Here is a 21,899-nt window from a genome sequence, read left to right on the forward strand (position 1 = left end):
ACTTAGTTATTGAGCGCGCGCTTAGTCCTTCTGAGGCAGGCTCTCTTGTCAGTTGGTTTTATACTGATTTTTCCTCAAACAATCCATTTAAAGATGGATTTCCAAATCTTCCTTCTGCTAGTGCTATATCAAATAATGATTATTATACTGCAAGTATAGAAGCCAATGGAGATATTTACTCTGTTTATTTAGGCTCTAAAAGAAGGGTGCGTGAGCGTGTTGACCTTAATGCCAATGATCTGACTCAGTCAACTAGACATAGGCTTTCTGGTTTAGAAAAAATTGCTGCCTACACTTTAAATGATTTGCTCAGTATTGATGTGTTGCGAATTGATGTTAGTGACGGTACTTGCGAAGTAAGACTGACTAATGCCAGTAGTAATAATATGACTAATTTTTCCAAAGAAGAAGCATTTTCTTCTATGTATAAAAAAATTAGACATTCTGTCGGGACAAGCAGAGCAATTGAAAAAAAGAATTTTTATCCATGTATTATGCCTCTTTATCAGGATAAGCATGTTAATGGGACAGATAAAGTCACAAAGTTCTATTTCGAAGCTGATGAAAATGGTAATAAAAAAGAAACTAAACCTTATGATAGAGCTGATCTTCGTGATGAGTTATATCATGGTTCTGGGTCTCAGGCGATAAACTACAATTTCAGACCATATGCAATTAGAAAAATATGGGGGATCAGTGGTTCTGTGGGTAATTACGAAGCTGGGGTTGAAGTTTTTGGCTCGCCCAGGATTTTAGATAGTTTATCACCTAAGATTGATCAAATAAAAATTTTTGGCTGTTACAACAATAGCGACTATAATTTCATGATGTCCAAAACGCTTCCTTATGCGGTTTGATAAAATGAAAATAATGCAGATTTTCAAAAGTGAGAACGATTTTATCGCTGATCTTTTTTCAGAGGAGCTCACTCGTTTTGAAGAATCTGTTGAGTCGTATGAGAAGTCTAGATGGGCTAATTTGGATTATTCAACTTATTCTTTATCAAAGATCCTAGGTTTAGATGACTCTTATAAGTTGCCATTACTGGTTGAGGCGTTATGTAATTTGCCACCCAGTATCTTAATGCCTAAATATTATTTTGTTGAAGATGGTGAGTTTGAATCGATTTCAGAATATGATGTCTCTGAAGCACTAAGTACAAACTTTATGATAAATCCGTTTACCGGTAAAGAGGATTTTAATTTTAAACCCAAAGTTATTAGAAGGTTTGTGTTGGCAGAAGGGGTTCTCAAAAGTGAGCAATGATGTTTCGTTCTATCAAGAGGATCCGGCTCATATAGCGGCTGCTAAGGTAAGGAGTTCTCAAGACTATGATACTTTTGTTGAGGGCGTTTACGGACTTATAGAATATGTAAAAATGATATGCCAAACTTCTAATAATATAATTTATTCCAGTGAGGGAGCTGAAGACAGCATAACCCATAGTATTGTTAACTACCTTAGGCCCTTTAATGCAAACATAGGAATGAAGCAGTCCGGTGGTGGTAATGCTGATATAGTTATTGCTAATACAATAAATCGTTTGAAATGGGTTGGAGAGGCTAAAATACTGAGTGATGATACTGATAATGGCTACGTATTTGAAGGCTTGTTACAGCTTTGTACTAGATATTCTAATGCATGTAAAACTGAACAGCATGGGGGTGTGCTGATATATAATTTTAAAGAAAGGTTGGATAGATGTGTGCTTGGCTGGGATAAATTCGTTTTTGAGAAGGCCCCGGAGCATGATTTCGATGGGTTTAAGAAAGTTAACCTTGGAAGTCTTAATACATTCAGCGGTTTTTTTACTGAACATAAACATCATGCGACGGGAGAAATGTATACTGTAGCTCATATACCAATTAATTTTTTCAAAAGGCAACTTGATAAGTCTGCAAGAAATAGAAAAAGTGTTTAAGTCTTTTTGATTAACCGCCCCCCAGCCGTATACGCCCGCATCAACTTATCCCAATTCGTAGTATGCGCGGGCTTCGGTTCGCGCAGCGTAGGTGCCAGGGGGCGTTCTTTTCCGGAAGGCCCAGGCGTACCGTTCCCTTTCCCATCTTCTCATTCAGCGCGTCCATGGTGGCCATTAGCTTTTGGCTGCGCTGGCGTTCTTCTTCTGTTTGCGGTGTGTCTATCTGATTGGGCTTCCGTTGTCGCCAATTGTTGGCCGAGGTAGTTAGGGCTGTTTTGCGACCGTGCAGCAATTTAAGGGGTCAGTCAGGCAGGCGAGGTGTTGGATGGTGCAGGTGAACGTTACATTGCGTAACGGGAAATAACTTGTTGGCAACTTAGCCAAACTTTGCCATATTGAAGGTGTCGCCTAAGAGCACGCGTTGCGGAAACGTTTCGCCAGAATAATGCGGCAATAAAAACCTCCGACCATGTGGAGTGGCCGGGGGTTTTTGTTTTGAAGCTAACAATTAGGACAGGCGAAAAACGGACTTCTGGGCGCGTTTCTGTGCTTCTTCAGCGCTCAGGCTGACTTTCACATTGCCTTGCCGTTTTGCAGCAAGATAGCGCTTACGTGCGGCCTCAATGGTTGCCGCCTTGCGCTGCTGTGTGATGTGTTCATTCGCGTATAAATGCATAGCATGTTCCTCTCTGGGAGGTATAGGGCGTTAGACCGCTAGCTAGGAAATAAGCTCCATAGCGTCTGTAAAGCCTTCTGTAATAGTGGCACAGCTGAGTATTGTCATCAACGGCACAGCCATAATAGCCCGAGCCCTGCATATCTTGATCAAACAGGCTAATGGACTCTAGCAAGCCCGAGCCGAGTAGATTCAACTCAGTTAAGGAATAAGGGGCTAGACCTAACTGATATCGAGTACGGTAGCCATGGGCTGGGTTATCGTCCAATAGGCTATCAAGCGTATCAAATTTGATCTCGTAGGCATCTTCTGGGATCTCAATGCCTAGTTTCTGTGACACTTTCAGAGCGGTGTTATCGTCCCATGCGGGACGGGGAATAAATAACGCGCCGTAGTTAGTACCCGCCAGCGAAAAATGCTGAACCTGTGCCCCTGGGATAGTGGTTTCGTCAATAAATTCCCTATTACCAAAAATAATGCCCATGCCGCCTCCTAAAAACGGGCAGAACATTATGGCATGGAAATGCGCTGCTTTCCTTTTACCTGGCAACGCCTTACCGCGTCTCTATTCTAATATTGCAGGGGTAGCCTCACGCCGTAAACACCGCATACACCATCTGCAGTGCCAACCCCATCAGCATAAAAGCGAATACCCGTTTGAGGAGTTTGACGGGTAGCCTATGAGCTAACTTGGCCCCAATAGGGGCGGTAAAAATACTGAAGGGTGCCATTAGCAGTAGCGCAGGCAGGTAAACGTAGCCGAGCGCCGCACTGGGCAGCCCTTGGATAGACCAGCCGTTGATGATGTAGCCCAGCGCCCCGGCAACGGCAATCGGTAGCCCTACGGCTGCAGAGGTGCCAATCGCGCGGGGTAGCTTGACGTTGCACCAGGTGAGGAAGGGCACTGTGAGTGAGCCACCGCCAATGGCGACAAGCGCGGAAATACTGCCGATGCCCAGGCCCACACCGCTGACGCCGATAGGGCCGGGTAGGCCGCGGCTGGGTTTGGGCTTGATGTTTGCCAGCATCTGGAGTGACATTAGCACCATAAAGCAGGCGAAAAAGATGGCCAGGCCACGGGTGGGAATCAGCGCAGCGATAAAGGTCGCCAAAAAAGTGCCGATTAATATGCCTGGGGTAATAAAGCGCACGATGTCCCAGCGAACGGCTCCGTGCCGGTGGTGGGAGAACAAGCTAGCGGTAGAGGCGGGAATGATGGCCGCCATGGCGGTGCCTAAGGCCAAGTGGGCCAGGTGTTCGTGAGGCACGCCTTGGAGTACAAAAAGGGAGGTGAGAATCGGCACCATAATGCCGCCACCGCCAATTCCCAATAACCCCGCCATTAAGCCTACAAAACCGCCCAGTGCTACATAGGCCAACCACCAAATGATGTCCAAAGCCGCTGCTCCTAAAATGTCTTGTTAGCATGATAAGCACATTGTACCGGAAGCGGCGCATGTAGCGGGGGCAAAACAAGTATTCCACTGTGGTGGCAGCTATGCAGTGGTAAGCTGCAGAACAAGTAATATTTCGGAGTGTGTATGCGCAATGTAATAAGCAGTGTTGGCGTGTTGATGATAACCGTTGCGCTACTGGCGGGCTGTGGCGAAACAGACGAGCCGAGTGAGTCGGTGTCAACCGCAGAGCAAACGTCAGCCCCCGAGCCGACAGCTGCCGAGACAGAGGTTGCCGAGGCGGAAGACGTTGAGCCGCTTATCGTCGAGATAACGGCGCATGTATCGCTGCGCAGCGATCGACGTTTAATGGTCGAGGGCGAAAGCAATTTACCTGATGAGACGCTGGTGCAGATTATTGTCGAACGCGAGCTCAGCAGCGGGCGTTGGCGGGAGCGGACACGTGTAGAGAATGGTGTGTTTGCAGCGGGGCCATTTGGTCCTGGCAGTGGCTTCCCCGATGGCGGCTATACAGTGCAGATTGAGGTTTCCGAAGGCAGTGTGCAGCCGGAAGCCGTTCAGGCGCGTATTGGCCACGAGGGCCAGCACCTGGCGGGAGAGCTGGTAAGCCAATCCCGCCATGGGCTGGGCCAAGTGGCCACCTACTCACGTCGCTTCTTGGTGGGGAGTGAGCCAAGACAAACGCGTGACCAGGTGGAGGTGCTAGAGAGTCCGGGGAGGTAGACGCTTTAGGCAGGATGCCAATGGGCTAACAGTACTGCATGAATCGATGTGTCGCTCGGGGCTTTGGCGAAGTGCTCAATGACGAAACGATCGTCGCGTTGCACTACATAGTGGCCCGCTTTGTGAAACACATGGGTCGGCCCAAGTAGCAGAAGGTCACCAGCGTTAACGGGTGCAAAATCTGTTCCTTGGGCAGGTGTTGCCATTACGCACGGTGCTTTCCAGTCGATGTTCAGCGGGAGGTGACTGGGCACCTTAATGGTAGTTGCCTGCACCTGTTCCCAGGGGAGGGGACCAGTGTGGGTCAACGTTAATAGCTCGGGTGCGCTGTCACCTTCCAATAGTGTTGCCAGGGAGCAGTCGAGTGCATCAGCGAGCGCGACAAGGCGTTCGTGACCGATCTGCTTGATCGCCCCAGATTCCCAATAAGAAATGGTGACATCTGACACGCCAACTTTGCGTGCGAGGGCAGCTTTGTTGAGCTTGGCCCTAAGCCGCAGTTGCTTGATACGTGAGCCTAGCGATTCCATTTCGTCTTCCTGATGATGAGCTAACAAGCTCGTTGAATGTCTTCCACTATAATAATCTTTGCTAATATAGATAGTGGCTCTATAAACATACATTATTGGTCTGTCTTAAGCTTGGGGTATGCGCCCAAGATGTTGCAGCAGAACCATACTAAGCGATTGTGCTTTAGCGCGCATTAGTGGACAAATAACGTTGAGTTAATTTCTCTGACGCTTTCCTGCGCTAGTCGTTCCCTAGGCAACGCTGTTGGTTGCGCCTAAGGTGCGTATAATATCGCCATGCATTTTTGCCAATAGGACGTTTTCATGACCGTACGTACTCGCATCGCACCTTCTCCCACTGGCGACCCCCACGTTGGCACGGCCTACATTGCGCTTTTTAACCTGTGTTTTGCGCGTCAGCATGGTGGTCAATTTATTCTACGTATTGAAGACACTGATCGTGTGCGTTCTACGTCTGAGTCGGAGCAGATGATTCTCGATTCGCTGCGTTGGCTGGGGCTTGAGTGGGATGAAGGCCCAGACATTGGTGGCCCCCACGGCCCTTATCGGCAAAGCGAACGTGGCGATATTTACGCCCAATATGCCCAGCAGCTGCTGGATGCCGGGCATGCGTTTAAATGCTACCGCACTAGTGAAGAGCTGGATGAGCTGCGTGAAACCCGTAAAGCAGCGGGATTGCACTTGGCATTGAAGCCCGCTGATTTAGTGTTGGAAAGCCAAGAGCAAGCACGCCGTGAACAGGAAGGCTGGCCTTACGTGGTACGTATGAATGTCCCTGCTGAAGGCGTTTGCGTCGTCGATGACATGCTGCGCGGCACTATTGAAGTGGAGTGGGCGCAAGTGGATGCGCAAATTCTGCTTAAATCAGACGGCATGCCTACTTATCACCTAGCAAACGTTGTTGATGACCACCTCATGCAAATTACCCATGTGTTGCGTGGGGAAGAGTGGATTAACTCCGCACCAAAGCACCAATTGCTGTACGAGTATTTTGGTTGGGAAATGCCGCAACTTTGTCACATGCCACTGCTACGTAACCCGGATAAATCCAAACTCTCGAAGCGTAAGAACCCGACGTCCATCAATTACTACCGTCGGATGGGCTTTTTACCCCAGGCCGTTACCAACTATTTGGGGCGGATGGGGTGGTCCATGCCCGATGAACGCGAGAAATTCAGCTTGCAAGAGATGATGGATGAGTTCGACGTCCAGCGCGTCTCGTTAGGTGGCCCAGTGTTTGACCTGGAGAAGCTAACCTGGCTGAACGGTGTGTATATCCGAGAAGACCTGGACGACGATGCCTTGCTGAGCGCGCTGCGCGAGTGGGCCTTCAATGAAGCCTATGTTAAGCAGATACTGCCGCAGGTACGGCCACGGGTAGAGACACTCGCCCAGGTCATGCCACTGGCAGGGCACTTCTTCTCAGGCCTTCCGCCGTTAACAAAGGAGTCGTTTGATAGCGTTAAGCTTGAGGAAGACGAGCTGGTCAAACTGCTCCAGTTCCTTGTCTGGCGATTCGAGGGCGTTTCAGCTTGGCACAAAGAGGCGCTGCTGAGCGAAGTGAAAATACTGGCCGAGCATTTTGATTTAAAAATGAAGGCCTTCCTGGCACCGGTGTTTATTGCCATTACTGGTAGCACGTCCAGTACCTCAGTGATGGATGCCATGGCGATTCTAGGATCAGACGTTACACGGGCACGCCTGCGCAGTGCGATAGAGGTATTTGGCGGCGTCTCGAAAAAACAGGCGAAGCGCTTTGAAAAAGAATTTCGTGAAATTGCTTCGTGAAATAGTTCTGTGAAATAGCTCTGTAAAAGAGTTTCGTGAAATCGCCTAACCTCGATTGTTAAAGCGTAAGCGCCAATTTCTTATTCTTATGAAATTGGCGCTTTTGCAGTTGACGAAGGGCAGGATAATCAGTATTATACGCTCCGTCTTCGCGACATGTGGGGCCTTAGCTCAGCTGGGAGAGCGCAACACTGGCAGTGTTGAGGTCAGCGGTTCGATCCCGCTAGGCTCCACCAATTAGTGATGGTTTTTAAGAAATAGCTTTTCATTAATAGTTTTTGCGAAGCGGCTCGATTTACGTCCCATTCGTCTAGTGGTCTAGGACACCGCCCTTTCACGGCGGTAACAGGGGTTCGAACCCCCTATGGGACGCCACTACTCAGATACTCTTCCTAATTGTTTTATCTCTCTAGCAATGAGCCCTCTCATTCGCTGGCTTTTTGCGTTCCTGTCGTTCACGAAAAAGCTACAAATCGTCAATTTTTGGACGATTTTGTGCTTGACTTGTCCACTTTTGCGATTCTGGTTTAAGGGTTGTGCACAACCCCTTGTTGTTGGCGCAAAAAATCTTTAACAGAACTTAAATTGTTTAAAAACAATCACTTAAGTTAGGTTAAAAAATGACCAATTTAAGGCTGGCCCACTGCCCATGGCGATTTCGGGACGTTTTGAAGTGGTTGTGAACAGGGTTATCCACAGATAGTGTGGAAAACCCTGGCCCAGGTTCAGAAGATAAAAAGTCAAGCGATAATAGGGCTGCTTTAGCGCTTTTAATAGTAGCGATTTAGCCCAATGAGTGATTCAAAAGAGGTAAAGCAAAAGGCTAACAAGCGGAACCTATCGTCGATTCGCCTGACGATATCAACGGGCTATGTTGACCAGCTACCTTTACCAACGATGTGCCATGTGTGCAAACCATGCTCAACAAGGGTACAGGGCGGCCTCTAAAGGGTGAGTTAACTCGATGCTTGATGGGAGGAGGGCGGTAGATCGTGAGCGCAGGTGATGGTGCGTTGCTGGCCTATGCGTCATAGCGTTAAACAGCCCATACGCAAAAGGCCACCCGAAGGTGGCCTTTGATCGTACTGTCAAAAGAGGGGATGCTTTATTTTTTTGGGTAGTCACGCTTGTCATGGCCAATATAGAGCTGACGCGGACGGCCAATTTTGTAGCTTTCACTGAGCATTTCGTGCCAATGGGAAATCCAGCCAATGGTGCGTGATACAGCGAAAATCACGGTGAACATATTGGTCGGGATGCCCATCGCTTTCAAGATGATGCCCGAGTAGAAATCGACGTTCGGGTACAGCTTACGCTCAATGAAGTACTCATCTTCAAGGGCGATCTGCTCAAGGCGCTTAGCAATTTTGAGCTGCGGGTCGTCGGCCATGCCAAGCTCTGCGAGTACTTCGTCGCAGGTCTCCTTCATTACCTTGGCGCGCGGGTCAAAGTTACGATAAACGCGGTGACCGAAGCCCATTAGCTTGAACGGGTCGTCTTTGTCTTTGGCCTTATCAACAAAGCGCTGGATGTTTTCTTCGGAGTCTTCGCCGATTTCGTCAAGCATGGCCAGGACGGCTTCGTTGGCGCCGCCGTGAGCGGGTCCCCATAGGGCCGCGATACCTGCGCTAATACAGGCGAATGGGTTGGCACCGGTGGAGCCTGCCAGGCGTACTGTTGAGGTGGAGGCGTTCTGCTCATGATCCGCATGCAACATAAAGATGCGATCCATGGCTTTCGCGTATACCGGGTTGATTTTGTACTCTTCGCACGGGTTGCTGAACATCATGTAGAGGAAGTTCTCTGCATAGGTCAGATCGTTGCGTGGGTAGTTAAAAGGCTGGCCGACATTATATTTGTGCGACATCGCCGCTAACGTAGGCATTTTAGCAATCAGGCGTATCGCACTGATAACACGGTCTTCTTCTTGAGTGATGTCCATATGGTCATGGTAGAAAGCCGCTAAGCCGCCTACAACACCGCACAGGATGGACATCGGGTGCGCGTCGCGGCGGAACCCTTTAAAAAAGTTATTGATTTGATCGTGAACCATGGTGTGGTTACGAATGCGCGATTCAAAATCCGCGTACTGCTCATCGTTGGGTAGCTCACCAAACAGCAGGGTGTAGCACACCTCTACGAAATTAGACTCTTTTGCCAGTTGGTCAATGGGGTAGCCGCGGTGAAGCAACACGCCCTTGCCACCATCAATATAAGTGATGGCAGACTGGCAGGAAGAGGTGGCCATAAAGCCGGGGTCGTAGGTGAACAGGCCTTCAGCACCTAGGCCGCGGACGTCGATGACGTCGGGGCCAAGTGTGCCGGAATACATGGGTAGATCGATCGGTTTATCCAGACCGTCTACCGTCAATGTCGCTTTCCTGTCAGCCATGCTGGCCTCCTTTCGAATTCGGGTTGGGACGTAAAGTCATTGCTGCGCATACCGCGCCGGCGAAAAGGCTTGCCCACTATAGAAGTGTGCGACATTTTGTCAATTAGCCTAAGCGCTAGCCACGTGTTGTACAAACATTGTTGTTGTGAGTAATTTTTGTATATGATGAGAGGGCGTGCAGTGTAGCAAAACGCCAGAGATTTTTGCCTGCATTCTAACATAAGATGTTAACAGGCTTATCAAACTGCTAGTCTCTTGCCACTATAACCATGCTGCAGCGCAAAATCGACTCAGGATGAAGACAATTTTCTTGCACCATAGTCGAGTTAGACCTGAGTTCGGTTTGTAAGCGAGGGCGAAGGTTCTTATAATCTACGGCGCGCGACCGGCAGGTAGGAGGTCGTGCCCAACTTGGCAACGGCCGAGCCCCTTCCCGAAACCACCGCCCGCTCGGGCTATGCCCGACCTGTCTCAGAGCGGACCAAGAGAGTGTGTACAAAGCCGTGAATAGTAAACGACCCGTAAACCTAGACCTTTCCACCATACATTTTCCGCTGCCTGCATTGACATCGATTACACACCGCATCACGGGTGTCATCCTGTTCGTTGGCCTGATTTTCGCTTTTTGGGCGCTGGGTAAGTCCTTGTCATCTCCGGCGGGTTTCGACGCCGTCAGCGATGCGCTGGCCAATAACTTCTTGGCTAAGTTGATCGCTTGGGGGCTGTTATCCGCATTGGCATTTCACTTTGTAGCGGGTATCAAGCACCTGCTGATGGATGCCGACATTGGAGTAACCCTCGAAGGCGGCGTTAAAAAAGCGCAGATCACCATAGTGGTCAGCGCCGTTCTGATTATTCTGGCAGGAGTTTGGGTATGGTAACTAACATTACAAGTTTTGGCCGTAGTGGGCTTTCCGACTGGCTGATGCAGCGCGTTTCTGCGGTTATTTTGGCCCTCTACACGGTCTTTATCGTTGCCTTCCTGCTGTTTAATCCGAACCTCGACTACTACGCGTGGAGCGGTCTATTCAGCCAGACGTGGATGCGGATTTTCTCGCTATTGGCCTTTATCGCCATAGCGGCACACGCCTGGATCGGTCTGTGGACCGTCACCACCGACTATCTCAAGTCCACTCGCCTGCGCGTGGGTGCCCAAGCTGTCATCATCCTGGGCATTTTCGTGTACTTGGTGTGGGGCATTCAAATTTTGTGGGGAGCTTGATTACATGTCTAATCTGCGTAGCCTGACGTTTGACGCCATTATCATTGGTGGCGGTGGCTCTGGCCTGCGAGCCGCTCTAGAACTGGCGAAGTCCGGTAAAAAGACGGCCGTGTTATCAAAAGTGTTCCCAACACGCTCTCACACCGTTTCCGCCCAAGGTGGTATCACCTGCGCAATCGCGTCTGATGATCCAAATGACGATTGGCGCTGGCACATGTACGACACCGTTAAAGGCGGCGACTATATCGCTGACCAGGACGCGGCGGAGTATATGTGTTCTGAAGGCCCGAAAGCGGTATTTGAGCTTGAGCATATGGGCCTGCCGTTTTCTCGTTTAGACAATGGCCGCATCTATCAGCGCCCGTTTGGTGGTCAGTCGAAGAACTTTGGTGAAGGCGGTCAGGCAGCACGTACCTGTGCCGCGGCTGACCGTACCGGCCACGCGCTACTGCACACGCTTTATCAGAACAACCTGAAGAACAACACCGTGTTCCTAAACGAGTGGTACGCGGTTGATCTGGTCAAAAATGCCAGTGGTGACGTGGTTGGCTGTATTGCCATGTGTATCGAAACCGGCGAAGTAGTGCACGTTAAATCCAAGGCCACGGTACTGGCCACCGGTGGTGCCGGGCGTATTTACGCCTCTACGACCAATGCGTTGATCAACACCGGTGACGGCATTGGCATGGCGCTGCGTGCGGGCTTCCCGATGCAGGACATGGAAATGTGGCAGTTCCACCCGACCGGTATCTACGGTGCGGGCACGCTGGTCACAGAAGGCTGTCGCGGTGAGGGTGGCTACCTGATCAATAAAGACGGTGAGCGCTTTATGGAGCGTTATGCGCCCAACGCCAAAGATTTGGCGGGCCGTGACGTTGTCGCTCGTTCGATGGTCATGGAGATTCTGGAAGGCCGCGGCTGCGGCGAGAAGGGCGACCACGTCTTCCTGAAGCTCGACCACCTGGGTGAAGAAGTCCTTGGCAAGCGCCTACCCGGTATCGTTGAGCTTTCTAAGACTTTTGCACATATCGATCCAGCGAAAGATCCGATCCCGGTTGTACCGACCTGTCACTACATGATGGGCGGTATTCCGACCAACATTCATGGTCAGGCGATTACCATGGATGAAAACGGTAACGATCATATCGTTAACGGTCTATTTGCCTGTGGTGAAGCGGCGTGCGTGTCGGTTCACGGTGCCAACCGCTTGGGCGGTAACTCACTGCTGGATCTGGTGGTCTTTGGGCGTGCCGCTGGCATGTTTATCGAAGGCGCGCTGAACGAAGGTATTGAGTACCTGGATGCTTCCGAGTCTGACATTGAGACGGCCATGAAGCGCATTACGCGTTGGAATGAGTCTGAAGGCGGCGAAAGCATTCCTGAGTTGAAGGCTGAGCTTCAGGAAATCATGCAGACCTCCTTCGGCGTATTCCGCGAAGAGAAAAACATGCTGGAAGGCGTCGATAAGCTAGCACTGCTGCGTGAGCGCATTTCTAATGCTTATCTGCCTGACAAGTCCAATGCCTTCAATACTGCCCGTGTCGAAGCACTTGAGCTTGATAACTTGATGGAAGTGGCTGAAGCGACGGCGATCGCTGCCCTTGAGCGTAAAGAGAGCCGCGGCGCCCACTCGCGCTATGACTATCCAGACCGTGATGACGTTAACTGGCTGAAGCACTCGTTGTTCTTCCCAGCGACGAAAGAGCTGAAAAAACGCGACGTAAACTTCAAGCCGAAAACCATGGATACGTTCGAGCCTAAGGTTCGTACCTACTAAACGCCGCATAGACGAGAGGGAGTCACTATGTCCAATCTTCAGGTGTCCGTATATCGCTACAATCCGGAAACCGACTCCGCACCTTACATGCAGGAGTTTCAGGTCGATACCAAAGGCCGCGATGTAATGGTGCTGGATGTTCTTCATATGATGAAGGAACAAGACAGCGGTTTGGCGTTTCGTCGCAGCTGCCGTGAAGGTGTCTGCGGTTCCGACGGCATGAACATGAACGGCAAAAACGGCCTAGCATGTATCACGCCGCTGTCAGACGTTGTCAAAAACAACAAGCTGACCCTGCGACCACTACCGGGCTTGCCAGTTATTCGCGATATGGTCGTGGATATGGGTCTGTTCTATAAGCAATATGAGCGTATTCAGCCGTACCTGCAGAACGACACCCCTGCGCCTGCTATTGAACGCCTGCAGTCGCCGGAAGAACGCGACAAGCTAGATGGCTTGTATGAGTGTATTCTATGCGCATGCTGTTCAACGTCGTGCCCGTCGTTCTGGTGGAACCCAGAGAAGTTCGTGGGGCCTGCTGGGCTGCTGCAATCTTACCGTTTCCTGGCTGATTCACGTGACACGGCCACCAGTGAGCGGTTGAGCAACCTGGAAGATCCGTTCTCGGTGTTCCGTTGCCGTGGCATCATGAACTGTGTAGCGGTGTGCCCAAAAGGCCTTAACCCTACTCGTGCGATTGGTAAAATTCGCGAAATGTTACTCGCTGACGCTACCTAAGCCTATGACATATGAGTAAAAAAGCGCCTGCCACTTAAGTTGGGTGATAATGCCACTTAAATCATGGCGCTTCGCTTGTTATCATAGGGTCTGTCACGCGGTGCGGCGTCACGTCGCACCGCTGATCAGACAAGTTTGAAAGCCGGTGCCTGAGGTACCGGCTTTCGAGCATGAACTGAAGACGAAACACCGTATGACCGCTAGAAACACCGTATGACCGTTAGAAACACTGAGTGATCGCTAGATGCGGCATGAAGTGTTAGATAATGAAGAGCTAGACGAACAGGGTTTCCGGCCGTTGGCCGGCGCCGCCGGCAAATGTCCCGCCCCGCCGGCAGGGCAATAGCGATGTCGCCGCACCTTTGCGACGATACCGATACCACCCCATCAGTGCAGGGTGACCGAGAGATGCAACAAGGCATAATGGAGTTGATGTGGCGTTCCTCTCACGTAAGTGGCGGTAATGTTCACTACGTGGAAGCGCTTTACGAGCAGTACCTCGCCGATCCTGAGTCTGTCCCTGACGAATGGCGCAGCTATTTTGACCAGTTGCCGCGTCCCGAGGGCAGTGCCTCCCACGATGTACCACTAAGCCCAGTCCGTGATCAGTTCTACCAGTTGGGGCGCGAAAGTCGTCCAGGCCGTGTAGTCGCCGCTGCCGATAGCGGTGAAAACAAAAAGCAGGTAAAAGTCCTGCAGCTGATTAACGCTTACCGCTTCCGTGGCCATCAAAAGGCCAATATTGACCCGCTAGGACTGCGTAATCCCACCCCCGTCCCTGATCTCGATCTGTCCTTTCATCAGCTCTCAAAAGCTGATCTGGACACCGAGTTCCAAACCGGTTCTTTCTTTTTAGGCATCGACAAAGCGCCATTGCGTGACATCGTGGACGCGTTGGAGCGCACATACTGCCGTTCCATCGGCTGCGAAATCATGCATATCGTCGATACCGAAGAGAAGCGCTGGTTGCAGCGGCGTTTTGAGTCGGTACGCAGTGCGCCTGATTTTAGCGCTGACGTGCGTAAGCACGTGCTGGAGCGTTTGACGGCCGCCGAAGGTTTGGAGAATTACCTGGCATCCAAGTATCCAGGTACCAAGCGTTTTGGTCTGGAAGGCGGTGAGTCGTTTGTGCCGATGATGGACGAACTTATCCAGCGTGCCGGCGGTTATGGCACCAAGGAAGTGGTCATCGGTATGGCGCACCGTGGGCGACTCAATCTGTTGGTCAATATTTTGGGTAAAAACCCAGCTGACTTGATTGATGAGTTTGACGGTAAGAAAGTCATCGAGCGCGGCTCAGGCGATGTGAAGTATCACCAGGGTTTCAGTTCAAACGTCATGTCCCCGGGCGGCGAAGTCCATTTGGCGATGTCGTTTAACCCATCGCACCTGGAAATTGTCGCACCTGTCGTAGAGGGTTCGGTACGTGCCCGCCAGGATCGCCGTAACGACGAAGAGGGTAGCAAGGTGCTGCCGATCAACGTCCACGGCGATGCGGCGTTTGCCGGTCAAGGCGTGGTGATGGAGACATTCCAGATGTCCCAGACCCGTGCTTATAAAACCGGTGGCACCGTCCACATTGTGATCAACAACCAAGTGGGCTTCACCACCTCGCATCCGCTGGATGCGCGCTCTACCGAATACTGCACTGATATTGCCAAGATGGTTCAAGCGCCTATTTTTCATGTCAATGGCGATGACCCGGACGCAGTGCTGCACGCCACCCAAGTCGCTCTCGACTATCGCCAGCAGTTTAAAAAGGACGTGGTAATCGATCTCGTTTGCTACCGTCGTCGTGGCCACAACGAAGCTGACGAGCCGTCAGGCACGCAGCCGATGATGTATGCCAAGATCAAAGATCATCCCTCTGCGCGCTCGCTATATGCCAAGCGCCTGGTTGAGCAGGGCGTGCTCTCAGAAGAGTCCGCTAAAGCGATGGTCGAAACCTATCGTGATGATCTAGTGGCAGGTAACCACGTTGCCAATGCATTGGTGCAAGAGCCCAACGCTTCGCTGTTCGTTGATTGGGCACCTTACCTGGGCCACGAATGGTCTGGCGATGCCGACACGACGTTTGATATGAAGCGTCTGCAGCAGCTAGCGGCACGCATGTGCGAGGTGCCGGATGGCGTCGAAGTACAGCGCCAAGTGGCCAAGATTTATGAAGATCGGCGTAAAATGCAGGCCGGTGGTTTGGCACTTAACTGGGGCTTTGCGGAAACGCTGGCCTACGCCACGCTGCTAGAGCAGGGCCACCCGATCCGGATTACCGGGCAAGACGTGGGCCGCGGTACGTTCTCCCACCGTCATGCGGTGGTGCATAACCAGAAAGATGGCACCACCTATGTGCCGCTGCAGAACATGGCCGATGGCCAGCCGCGTTTCACCATCCATGACTCCTTCCTTTCGGAAGAAGCGGTGCTGGCGTTTGAGTATGGCTACTCAACCACCGCGCCAAATGACTTGGTGATCTGGGAAGCCCAGTTTGGTGACTTCTTTAACGGCGCCCAAGTGGTCGTGGATCAGTTCATCTCATCGGGTGAAACCAAGTGGGGCCGTGTGTGTGGTTTAACCATGCTGCTGCCTCACGGCTACGAAGGCCAGGGGCCCGAGCACTCTTCGGCGCGCTTGGAGCGCTTCCTGCAAATGTGTGCTGAGCACAATATGCAGGTGTGTGTCCCCACTACGCCAGCGCAGATTTATCATTTGCTGCGTCGTCAGGTGATTCGCCCTCTGCGTAAACCGCTGGTGGTAATGACACCTAAATCGCTGCTGCGTCACAAAGAAGCGACGTCGAGCCTTGAAGATCTCGCCCACGGCAAGTTCCACATGGTACTCGCCGACCAAGCGGATCTTGCGCCAGAAAAGGTCACCCGCGTTGTGCTATGTGCTGGCAAGGTCTACTACGACTTAGCCGCGTGGCGCGCCGAGAATGAGCGTCACGACACGGCAATCGTGCGTATTGAGCAGCTATACCCCTTCCCGAAAGAAGAGCTTCTGGAAGCGCTGCAAGACTATATCAACGTAGAAGACATTGTGTGGTGCCAGGAAGAGCCGCTTAATCAGGGCGCTTGGTACTCCAGTCAGCACAATATGCGTGCGGTGGCCGATATGCTGAAAGATGGCCTCGGTCGCGAGTTGAAATTTGCCGGACGTCCCGCCTCTGCTGCTCCTGCAGCGGGCTATATGTCCGTCCACACTGAACAGCAGCGCCAGCTGGTGGAAGACGCTTTTAATTTATAAGCGACCACCGGATTTAGAGAACACATAAGGGAAACGACATGGCTACTGAGATCAAAGCGCCAACCTTTCCGGAATCCGTTGCCGAAGGCACAGTGGCGGCGTGGCATAAAAAGCCGGGTGATAGCGTTGAGCGTGACGAGCTGATTGTTGAGATCGAAACCGACAAAGTGGTGCTAGAAGTCGTCGCACCGGAAGCGGGTACCCTGACCGACGTGATGGCCGAAGAGGGCGATACCGTTGCGTCAGAGCAGGTGCTGGGCAAAATCGGTGAAGGCAGCGCGTCTAGCAGCAAAGAAGAGAGCTCTTCTGAAGCGCCGAAAGAAGAGAAGCAAGAAAAGCCTGCCAGCGGCGGTAACGGCGGTGGCAAGCAGCACGACGTAAAAGCCCCCAGCTTCCCTGAGTCTATCCAGGAAGGCACGGTAGCGACCTGGCACAAAAAGGTCGGCGAAGCGGTCAAGCGCGACGACGTGCTGGCCGACATCGAAACCGACAAAGTAGTGCTGGAAGTGGTTGCACCGGCAGACGGCGCCCTGGCTGAAATTAAAGCCGAAGAGGGTAGCCAGGTCGAATCCGAAGCGATTCTGGCCGTGTTTACCGAAGGCGCCGGTGGCGATAGTGGTAGCGAAAGCGACGGCGATTCAGCACCTGCTAAAGCAGGCAGCAGCGATGACGATGGCGCCGATGAGAAAGTCGGTGACAAAATCCTCGCCCCTGCAGCACGTAAAATGGTTGCCGAGCACGACCTAGACGTTGCCAAGATCGAGGGCACCGGCAAAGGTGGCCGCATCTTGAAAGAAGACGTTCAGAAAGCGGTCAAAGACGGCTCTGCCAAGAAGTCTGCAAAGTCTGCGGCCCCGGCTAAAGCCGCTGCTACGCCTGTTGCGGAAGGCGAACGTGTCGAGAAACGCGTGCCGATGAGCCGCCTGCGTCAGACCATCGCCAAGCGTCTGGTGCAGGCGCAGCAAACCGCGGCGATGCTGACCACGTACAACGAAGTGGACATGACTGAAATCATGGCCCTGCGTGCGCAATACAAAGATACGTTCCTAAAAGCTCACGATATCAAGCTGGGCTTTATGGGCTTCTTTGTTAAGGCAGCTTCAGAAGCGCTCAAGCGTTATCCGGATGTGAACGCCTCTATCGACGGCACCGACATCGTCTATCACGGTTACCAGGATATCGGCGTTGCCGTTTCCACCGACCGTGGTCTGGTCGTGCCGGTACTGCGTGACACCGACAGCATGAAAATTGCTGATGTCGAGCGCACCATTGTCGATTTCGGTAAGCGTGGTCGTGACGGCAAGCTGGGCATGGATGACATGATCGGCGGCACCTTTACCATCACCAATGGCGGAACCTTCGGTTCATTGATGTCGACCCCGATCATCAACCCGCCGCAAACCGCCATTCTGGGCATGCACAAAATTCAGGATCGTCCGATGGCCATTAACGGCAAGGTCGAGATTCGCCCAATGATGTATCTGGCGCTCTCTTACGACCACCGTATGATCGACGGCAAAGACGCCGTTCAATTCTTGGTCACGCTCAAAGAATTGCTGGAAGACCCGGCGCGTCTACTGCTGGATATCTAAGAAGCATAAGCGTCGTATTGATTGTAATAGTGATTGATTACGCTACTGCTTAACCAGGATATATCTGCAATTGCACACAGCCTCTCGCCCGGTTTGCGTTATCGCGGCGAGGGGCCAGCAAGCTAAAGGAGCCAACATGGCTGATAAGTTTGATGTGATCGTTATCGGTGCCGGCCCTGGTGGTTACGTCGCCGCCATTCGTGCTGCACAGATGGGCCTAAAAGCGGCCTGTATTGAAAAATGGATCGGTAAAGAAGGCAACGTTGTCCACGGCGGCACCTGCTTAAACGTGGGCTGTATCCCTTCTAAAGCACTGCTTGAAGCATCCCACAAGTTCGTTGAGGCCAAGCACGATTTCGACGATATGGGGATCCAGGCAGGCGACGTCTCCATGGACGTTACCAAAATGATGGCGCGTAAGGACAAGATCGTTAAGAACTTGACCGGCGGCATCTCTGGCCTGTTCAAGGCCAACGGCGTTACTGCTATCGAAGGTACCGGTAAAGTGGTATCGGGCAAGCAGGTTGAAGTTACCGACCGCGACGGCAATGCCACCACTTATGATGCCGACAACATCGTTATCGCCGCGGGCTCAGTGCCGGTGGAAATTCCACCGACCCCGTTAGTTGAAGGTTTGGTTGTTGACTCTACCGGTGCACTGGAATTTACTGAGACGCCGAAGCGTTTGGGCGTCATCGGTGCCGGTATTATCGGTCTTGAGTTGGGCAGCGTATGGAACCGTTTAGGTTCTGAAGTCACTGTACTTGAAGCCATGGACTCCTTCCTGCCGATGGTAGATACCACCGTTGCGAAAGAGACCCAGAAGCTTCTCAAGAAGCAGGGCCTGGACATCAAGCTGGGCGCTCGCGTTACCGGTTCTGAGGTCAATGGTGAAGAGGTGACTGTTAAGTACACCGATGCCAACGGCGAACAAGAGATGACTTTTGATAAGCTCATCGTTTGCGTTGGCCGCCGTCCTTACACCAAAGGCGTCATTGCCGACGGTGTTAGCGTTGAGCTGGATGAGCGTGGCTTTATTTTTGTTGACGACCAGTGTCGTACTAATGTGCCAGGCGTTTACGCCATCGGTGACTGTGTGCGTGGCCCGATGCTAGCGCACAAAGCCTCTGAAGAAGGCATTATGGTGGCCGATATCATCGCTGGCCATAAGGCCGAGATGAACTACGACACCATTCCTAGCGTTATCTACACCTACCCAGAAGTTGCATGGGTGGGTATGACCGAGCAAGACGCTAAAGCGAAAGGCATCGAAGTCAAAACCGGCACCTTCCCGTTCGCGGCAAGCGGCCGCGCGATGGCTAACAACGCCACCGAAGGCAGTGCCAAAATTATCGCCGATGCGGAAACTGACCGTATTCTCGGTATGCATATCGTGGGTCAGCACGCGGGCGAGATGATCGCCCAAGGCGTGATTGCCATGGAATTCGGTTCTAGCGCCGAAGACCTGGCCCTAACCTGCTACGCGCACCCGACCATGTCGGAAGCTGTTCACGAAGCAGCGCTTGCGGTTGAAGGCCACGCGATTCATATGGCCAACCGCAAGAAGCGTAAGTAATTCAGTCAGCAACAACGAAGCGCCACCTTTTAAGGGTGGCGCAAACTTTCGGCTTTGTGTTAATCCACAAAGATCGAAAGAACGGGGATGACCAGCTCTTTTAAGACCGTCCTTGTAAGACGGTTCTTAAAAGAAAACTGATCATCGTTCGAGTCACATGCAACCAATGGCATGAATCGATGAATCTTCACGAGTATCAAGGTAAACAGCTGTTTGCCGATTATGGTTTACCAGTGTCTAAAGGCTTTGCAGTCGACACTCCCGAAGAAGCCGAAGAGGCTTGCAAAAAAATCGGTGGTGACATGTGGGTGGTTAAAGCCCAGGTGCACGCTGGTGGCCGTGGTAAAGCGGGTGGCGTTAAGCTGATTAAAGACCCGGCTGAAGCCAAAGCCTTTGCTGAAAAGTGGTTAGGCAAGAACTTGGTCACCTTCCAGACTGACGAAAAAGGTCAGCCGGTTGCCAAGATTTTGGTTGAAACCTGCACCGACATCGCCGACGAGCTGTATCTCGGTGCCGTTGTCGACCGCACTACCCGTCGCGTGGTCTTTATGGCCTCTACCGAAGGTGGTGTTGAGATCGAGACGGTTGCAGAAGAGACGCCGGAAAAGATTCTTAAAGCCGAAATTGATCCGCTGGTCGGCGCACAGCCGTACCAAGCGCGTGAGCTAGCCTTTGCTCTGGGCCTGAAAGGCGACCAGATCAAGCAGTTCACCAAGATTTTCTTAGGTCTGTCTCAGCTGTTCCACGACAAAGACCTGGCACTGCTAGAAATCAACCCGCTGGTTATTACCGACGAAGGCAACCTGCACTGCCTCGACGCCAAACTGGGTCTGGATAGCAACGCGCTATACCGCCACCCTGACCTGCAGGCGATGCGTGATCCTTCGCAAGAAGATCAGCGCGAAGCCGATGCGGCGAAGTGGGAACTTAACTATGTCGCGCTTGATGGCAACATCGGCTGCATGGTTAACGGCGCAGGTTTGGCGATGGGCACCATGGACATCGTTAACCTGAGCGGCGGCAAGCCGGCTAACTTCTTGGATGTTGGCGGTGGCGCCACCAAGGAACGCGTAGCAGAAGCGTTCAAAATCATCCTGTCTGATGACAATGTTAAAGCCGTATTGGTTAACATTTTCGGCGGTATCGTACGTTGCGACATGATTGCTGAAGGCATTATCGGTGCCGTTGAGCAGGTCGGTGTTAACGTACCGGTTGTCGTACGTCTGGAAGGTAATAACGCCGAATTGGGTGCTGAGAAATTAGCATCTAGCGGTCTGAACATCATCGCGGCTACTAGTCTGACCGACGCGGCTCAGCAGGTCGTTAAAGCGGCGGAGGGCAAGTAATGAGCATCCTGATCGATAAGAACACCAAGGTCATCTGCCAGGGCTTTACCGGCGGCCAAGGTACGTTCCACTCCGAGCAGGCGATTGCCTACGGCACGAAGATGGTCGGTGGTGTTACGCCGGGCAAAGGCGGCCAAGAGCACCTCGGTCTGCCCGTTTTCAACACCGTGAAAGAAGCGGTAGCGAAAACCGGCGCGGAAGCCAGCGTTATCTACGTACCGGCACCGTTCTGTAAAGACTCAATCCTTGAAGCGGCTAACGCCGGTATCAAGCTGATTGTGTGCATCACCGAAGGCATCGCCACGTTAGACATGCTCGAAGCCAAAGTGAAGTGCGACGAGCTGGGCGTACGTCTGATCGGCCCGAACTGCCCCGGTGTTATCACCCCAGGCGAATGCAAAATCGGCATCATGCCAGGTCACATTCACCAGCCGGGCCGCGTAGGTATCGTGTCTCGCTCTGGTACCTTGACCTATGAAGCCGTTAAGCAAACGACTGATCACGGTTTTGGCCAGTCTACCTGTGTAGGCATCGGCGGCGACCCGATTCCGGGTTCCAACTTTATCGACATCCTTGAGATGTTCGAGAAGGATCCGAAAACCGAAGCCATCGTGATGATCGGTGAAATCGGTGGTACGGCTGAAGAAGAAGCGGCGGCTTACATCAAGGCCAACGTTTCTAAGCCAGTGGTTTCCTACATTGCCGGTGTGACTGCACCTCCTGGCAAGCGTATGGGCCACGCGGGCGCAATCATCTCTGGCGGTAAAGGCACCGCTGACGAGAAGTTTGCTGCTCTTGAAGACGCTGGTGTTAAAACCGTGCGCTCTTTGGCAGAAATCGGCGATGCGCTGAAAGAAGTCACTGGCTGGTAAGTCACTGACGTCAAGCTGCACGCTATAAGGGCGCCCCTAGGGGCGCCCTTATTTTTTTGCGCATTTAATGTTGCTATGGCTAATGTTG

20 protein-coding genes and 2 tRNA genes are annotated in these 21,899 nt (G+C 52.1%); 16 read left to right on the forward strand and 6 right to left on the reverse strand.

Annotation, left to right across the window (positions count from 1 at the left end; genetic code table 11):
* The 3 genes from A6R74_RS22760 to A6R74_RS07195 all read left to right on the forward strand — a co-directional run.
* Window positions 1-857, forward strand: an 857-nt coding sequence (locus tag A6R74_RS22760) for a hypothetical protein (protein ID WP_165603366.1), incomplete at its 5' end; no start/stop codon positions are given.
* A gap of 13 nt (window positions 858-870) precedes the next feature.
* Window positions 871-1,266 (forward strand): hypothetical protein, encoded by a 396-nt coding sequence (locus tag A6R74_RS07190; RefSeq protein ID WP_125410289.1) that lies wholly within the window; start codon window positions 871-873, stop codon window positions 1,264-1,266.
* Window positions 1,256-1,921 (forward strand): hypothetical protein, encoded by a 666-nt coding sequence (locus tag A6R74_RS07195; RefSeq protein ID WP_064233831.1) that lies wholly within the window; start codon window positions 1,256-1,258, stop codon window positions 1,919-1,921. The genes A6R74_RS07190 and A6R74_RS07195 overlap by 11 nt, the downstream gene beginning before the upstream one ends.
* Before the next feature lie 40 nt (window positions 1,922-1,961).
* Here the strand turns inward: A6R74_RS07195 and A6R74_RS23065 are convergent, their stop codons facing one another.
* The 4 genes from A6R74_RS23065 to A6R74_RS07205 form a co-directional block, all read right to left on the reverse strand.
* Window positions 1,962-2,096, reverse strand: a complete 135-nt coding sequence (locus tag A6R74_RS23065) for a DUF4113 domain-containing protein (RefSeq protein ID WP_082906615.1) — start codon at window positions 2,094-2,096, stop codon at window positions 1,962-1,964.
* A 333-nt stretch (window positions 2,097-2,429) separates the two neighbouring features.
* Window positions 2,430-2,597 carry a hypothetical protein gene (locus A6R74_RS22765; protein ID WP_165603367.1) on the reverse strand — a complete coding sequence of 56 codons (168 nt, stop codon included), beginning with the start codon at window positions 2,595-2,597 and terminating at the stop codon, window positions 2,430-2,432.
* Window positions 2,578-3,081, reverse strand: a complete 504-nt coding sequence (locus A6R74_RS07200) for a hypothetical protein (protein WP_064233833.1) — start codon at window positions 3,079-3,081, stop codon at window positions 2,578-2,580. The genes A6R74_RS22765 and A6R74_RS07200 overlap by 20 nt, the downstream gene beginning before the upstream one ends.
* 106 nt (window positions 3,082-3,187) lie before the next feature.
* Complete coding sequence (locus tag A6R74_RS07205; RefSeq protein WP_082906616.1) at window positions 3,188-3,994, reverse strand: sulfite exporter TauE/SafE family protein; 807 nt, start codon at window positions 3,992-3,994, stop codon at window positions 3,188-3,190.
* A 144-nt stretch (window positions 3,995-4,138) separates the two neighbouring features.
* Here A6R74_RS07205 and A6R74_RS07210 point away from each other — a divergent pair, with 144 nt between their 5' ends.
* Window positions 4,139-4,735 carry a hypothetical protein gene (locus A6R74_RS07210; RefSeq protein WP_064233835.1) on the forward strand — a complete coding sequence of 199 codons (597 nt, stop codon included), beginning with the start codon at window positions 4,139-4,141 and terminating at the stop codon, window positions 4,733-4,735.
* A gap of 5 nt (window positions 4,736-4,740) precedes the next feature.
* Here A6R74_RS07210 and A6R74_RS07215 read toward each other — a convergent pair whose 3' ends face one another.
* Window positions 4,741-5,265: a helix-turn-helix domain-containing protein gene (locus A6R74_RS07215; protein WP_205634158.1), complete on the reverse strand. Its 525-nt coding sequence runs from the start codon at window positions 5,263-5,265 to the stop codon at window positions 4,741-4,743.
* 303 nt (window positions 5,266-5,568) lie between these two features.
* Between A6R74_RS07215 and gltX the strand changes: the two genes are divergently transcribed.
* The 3 genes from gltX to A6R74_RS07230 all read left to right on the forward strand — a co-directional run bounded on the left by gltX (window position 5,569) and on the right by A6R74_RS07230 (window position 7,428).
* Window positions 5,569-7,053 (forward strand): glutamate--tRNA ligase, encoded by a 1,485-nt coding sequence (gltX, locus tag A6R74_RS07220; RefSeq protein WP_064233838.1) that lies wholly within the window; start codon window positions 5,569-5,571, stop codon window positions 7,051-7,053.
* Window positions 7,054-7,213: 160 nt separating this feature from the next.
* A tRNA-Ala gene (locus tag A6R74_RS07225) sits at window positions 7,214-7,289 on the forward strand.
* Between the two features lie 63 nt (window positions 7,290-7,352).
* Window positions 7,353-7,428, forward strand: a tRNA-Glu gene (locus tag A6R74_RS07230).
* Between the two features lie 730 nt (window positions 7,429-8,158).
* On the opposite strand, the gene gltA is transcribed toward A6R74_RS07230, so the two are convergent.
* Window positions 8,159-9,445: a citrate synthase gene (gene gltA, locus A6R74_RS07235; protein ID WP_064233840.1), complete on the reverse strand. Its 1,287-nt coding sequence runs from the start codon at window positions 9,443-9,445 to the stop codon at window positions 8,159-8,161.
* Window positions 9,446-9,948: 503 nt separating this feature from the next.
* Here gltA and sdhC point away from each other — a divergent pair.
* The 9 genes from sdhC to sucD all read left to right on the forward strand — a co-directional run bounded on the left by sdhC (window position 9,949) and on the right by sucD (window position 21,811).
* On the forward strand, window positions 9,949-10,326 hold the full coding sequence (gene sdhC, locus A6R74_RS07240; protein WP_205634159.1) for a succinate dehydrogenase, cytochrome b556 subunit: 378 nt from the start codon (window positions 9,949-9,951) through the stop codon (window positions 10,324-10,326).
* A complete protein-coding gene (sdhD, locus tag A6R74_RS07245) occupies window positions 10,320-10,667 on the forward strand; it encodes a succinate dehydrogenase, hydrophobic membrane anchor protein (RefSeq protein WP_064233842.1) in 348 nt (115 codons plus the stop codon). The genes sdhC and sdhD overlap by 7 nt, the downstream gene beginning before the upstream one ends.
* A 4-nt stretch (window positions 10,668-10,671) precedes the next feature.
* Window positions 10,672-12,444, forward strand: a complete 1,773-nt coding sequence (gene sdhA, locus A6R74_RS07250) for a succinate dehydrogenase flavoprotein subunit (protein ID WP_064233844.1) — start codon at window positions 10,672-10,674, stop codon at window positions 12,442-12,444.
* Between the two features lie 27 nt (window positions 12,445-12,471).
* A complete protein-coding gene (locus tag A6R74_RS07255) occupies window positions 12,472-13,182 on the forward strand; it encodes a succinate dehydrogenase iron-sulfur subunit (protein ID WP_009287296.1) in 711 nt (236 codons plus the stop codon).
* 408 nt (window positions 13,183-13,590) lie between these two features.
* On the forward strand, window positions 13,591-16,425 hold the full coding sequence (locus A6R74_RS07260; protein WP_064233959.1) for a 2-oxoglutarate dehydrogenase E1 component: 2,835 nt from the start codon (window positions 13,591-13,593) through the stop codon (window positions 16,423-16,425).
* 38 nt (window positions 16,426-16,463) lie between these two features.
* Window positions 16,464-18,017 (forward strand): 2-oxoglutarate dehydrogenase complex dihydrolipoyllysine-residue succinyltransferase, encoded by a 1,554-nt coding sequence (gene odhB / locus A6R74_RS07265; protein ID WP_064233846.1) that lies wholly within the window; start codon window positions 16,464-16,466, stop codon window positions 18,015-18,017.
* 136 nt (window positions 18,018-18,153) lie between these two features.
* A complete protein-coding gene (gene lpdA, locus A6R74_RS07270) occupies window positions 18,154-19,593 on the forward strand; it encodes a dihydrolipoyl dehydrogenase (protein WP_064233848.1) in 1,440 nt (479 codons plus the stop codon).
* Window positions 19,594-19,772: 179 nt separating this feature from the next.
* A complete protein-coding gene (sucC, locus tag A6R74_RS07275; RefSeq protein ID WP_035577585.1) occupies window positions 19,773-20,939 on the forward strand; it encodes an ADP-forming succinate--CoA ligase subunit beta in 1,167 nt (388 codons plus the stop codon).
* The gene (gene sucD / locus A6R74_RS07280; protein WP_064233850.1) at window positions 20,939-21,811 is read left to right on the forward strand and encodes a succinate--CoA ligase subunit alpha; all 873 of its coding nucleotides are present in this window, start codon (window positions 20,939-20,941) and stop codon (window positions 21,809-21,811) included. Before sucC ends, sucD begins: the two co-directional genes overlap by 1 nt.
* The last annotated feature ends 88 nt before the right edge of the window (window positions 21,812-21,899 follow it).

Origin of the sequence: Halomonas sp. ALS9 (genome assembly GCF_001651035.1) — a bacterium.
Taxonomy (GTDB): Bacteria; Pseudomonadota; Gammaproteobacteria; order Pseudomonadales; family Halomonadaceae; genus Vreelandella.

Coding starts and splice junctions, on each gene's coding strand:
- A6R74_RS07190 (WP_125410289.1), top strand. CDS start 871: ATGCAGATTTTCAAAAGTGAGAACGATTTTATCGCTGATCTTTTTTCA.
- A6R74_RS23065 (WP_082906615.1), bottom strand. CDS start 2,096: ATGGCCACCATGGACGCGCTGAATGAGAAGATGGGAAAGGGAACGGTA.
- A6R74_RS22765 (WP_165603367.1), bottom strand. CDS start 2,597: ATGCATTTATACGCGAATGAACACATCACACAGCAGCGCAAGGCGGCA.
- A6R74_RS07200 (WP_064233833.1), bottom strand. CDS start 3,081: ATGGGCATTATTTTTGGTAATAGGGAATTTATTGACGAAACCACTATC.
- A6R74_RS07210 (WP_064233835.1), top strand. CDS start 4,139: ATGCGCAATGTAATAAGCAGTGTTGGCGTGTTGATGATAACCGTTGCG.
- A6R74_RS07215 (WP_205634158.1), bottom strand. CDS start 5,265: ATGGAATCGCTAGGCTCACGTATCAAGCAACTGCGGCTTAGGGCCAAG.
- gltX (WP_064233838.1), top strand. CDS start 5,569: ATGACCGTACGTACTCGCATCGCACCTTCTCCCACTGGCGACCCCCAC.
- gltA (WP_064233840.1), bottom strand. CDS start 9,445: ATGGCTGACAGGAAAGCGACATTGACGGTAGACGGTCTGGATAAACCG.
- sdhD (WP_064233842.1), top strand. CDS start 10,320: ATGGTAACTAACATTACAAGTTTTGGCCGTAGTGGGCTTTCCGACTGG.
- sdhA (WP_064233844.1), top strand. CDS start 10,672: ATGTCTAATCTGCGTAGCCTGACGTTTGACGCCATTATCATTGGTGGC.
- A6R74_RS07255 (WP_009287296.1), top strand. CDS start 12,472: ATGTCCAATCTTCAGGTGTCCGTATATCGCTACAATCCGGAAACCGAC.
- A6R74_RS07260 (WP_064233959.1), top strand. CDS start 13,591: ATGCAACAAGGCATAATGGAGTTGATGTGGCGTTCCTCTCACGTAAGT.
- odhB (WP_064233846.1), top strand. CDS start 16,464: ATGGCTACTGAGATCAAAGCGCCAACCTTTCCGGAATCCGTTGCCGAA.
- lpdA (WP_064233848.1), top strand. CDS start 18,154: ATGGCTGATAAGTTTGATGTGATCGTTATCGGTGCCGGCCCTGGTGGT.
- sucC (WP_035577585.1), top strand. CDS start 19,773: ATGAATCTTCACGAGTATCAAGGTAAACAGCTGTTTGCCGATTATGGT.
- sucD (WP_064233850.1), top strand. CDS start 20,939: ATGAGCATCCTGATCGATAAGAACACCAAGGTCATCTGCCAGGGCTTT.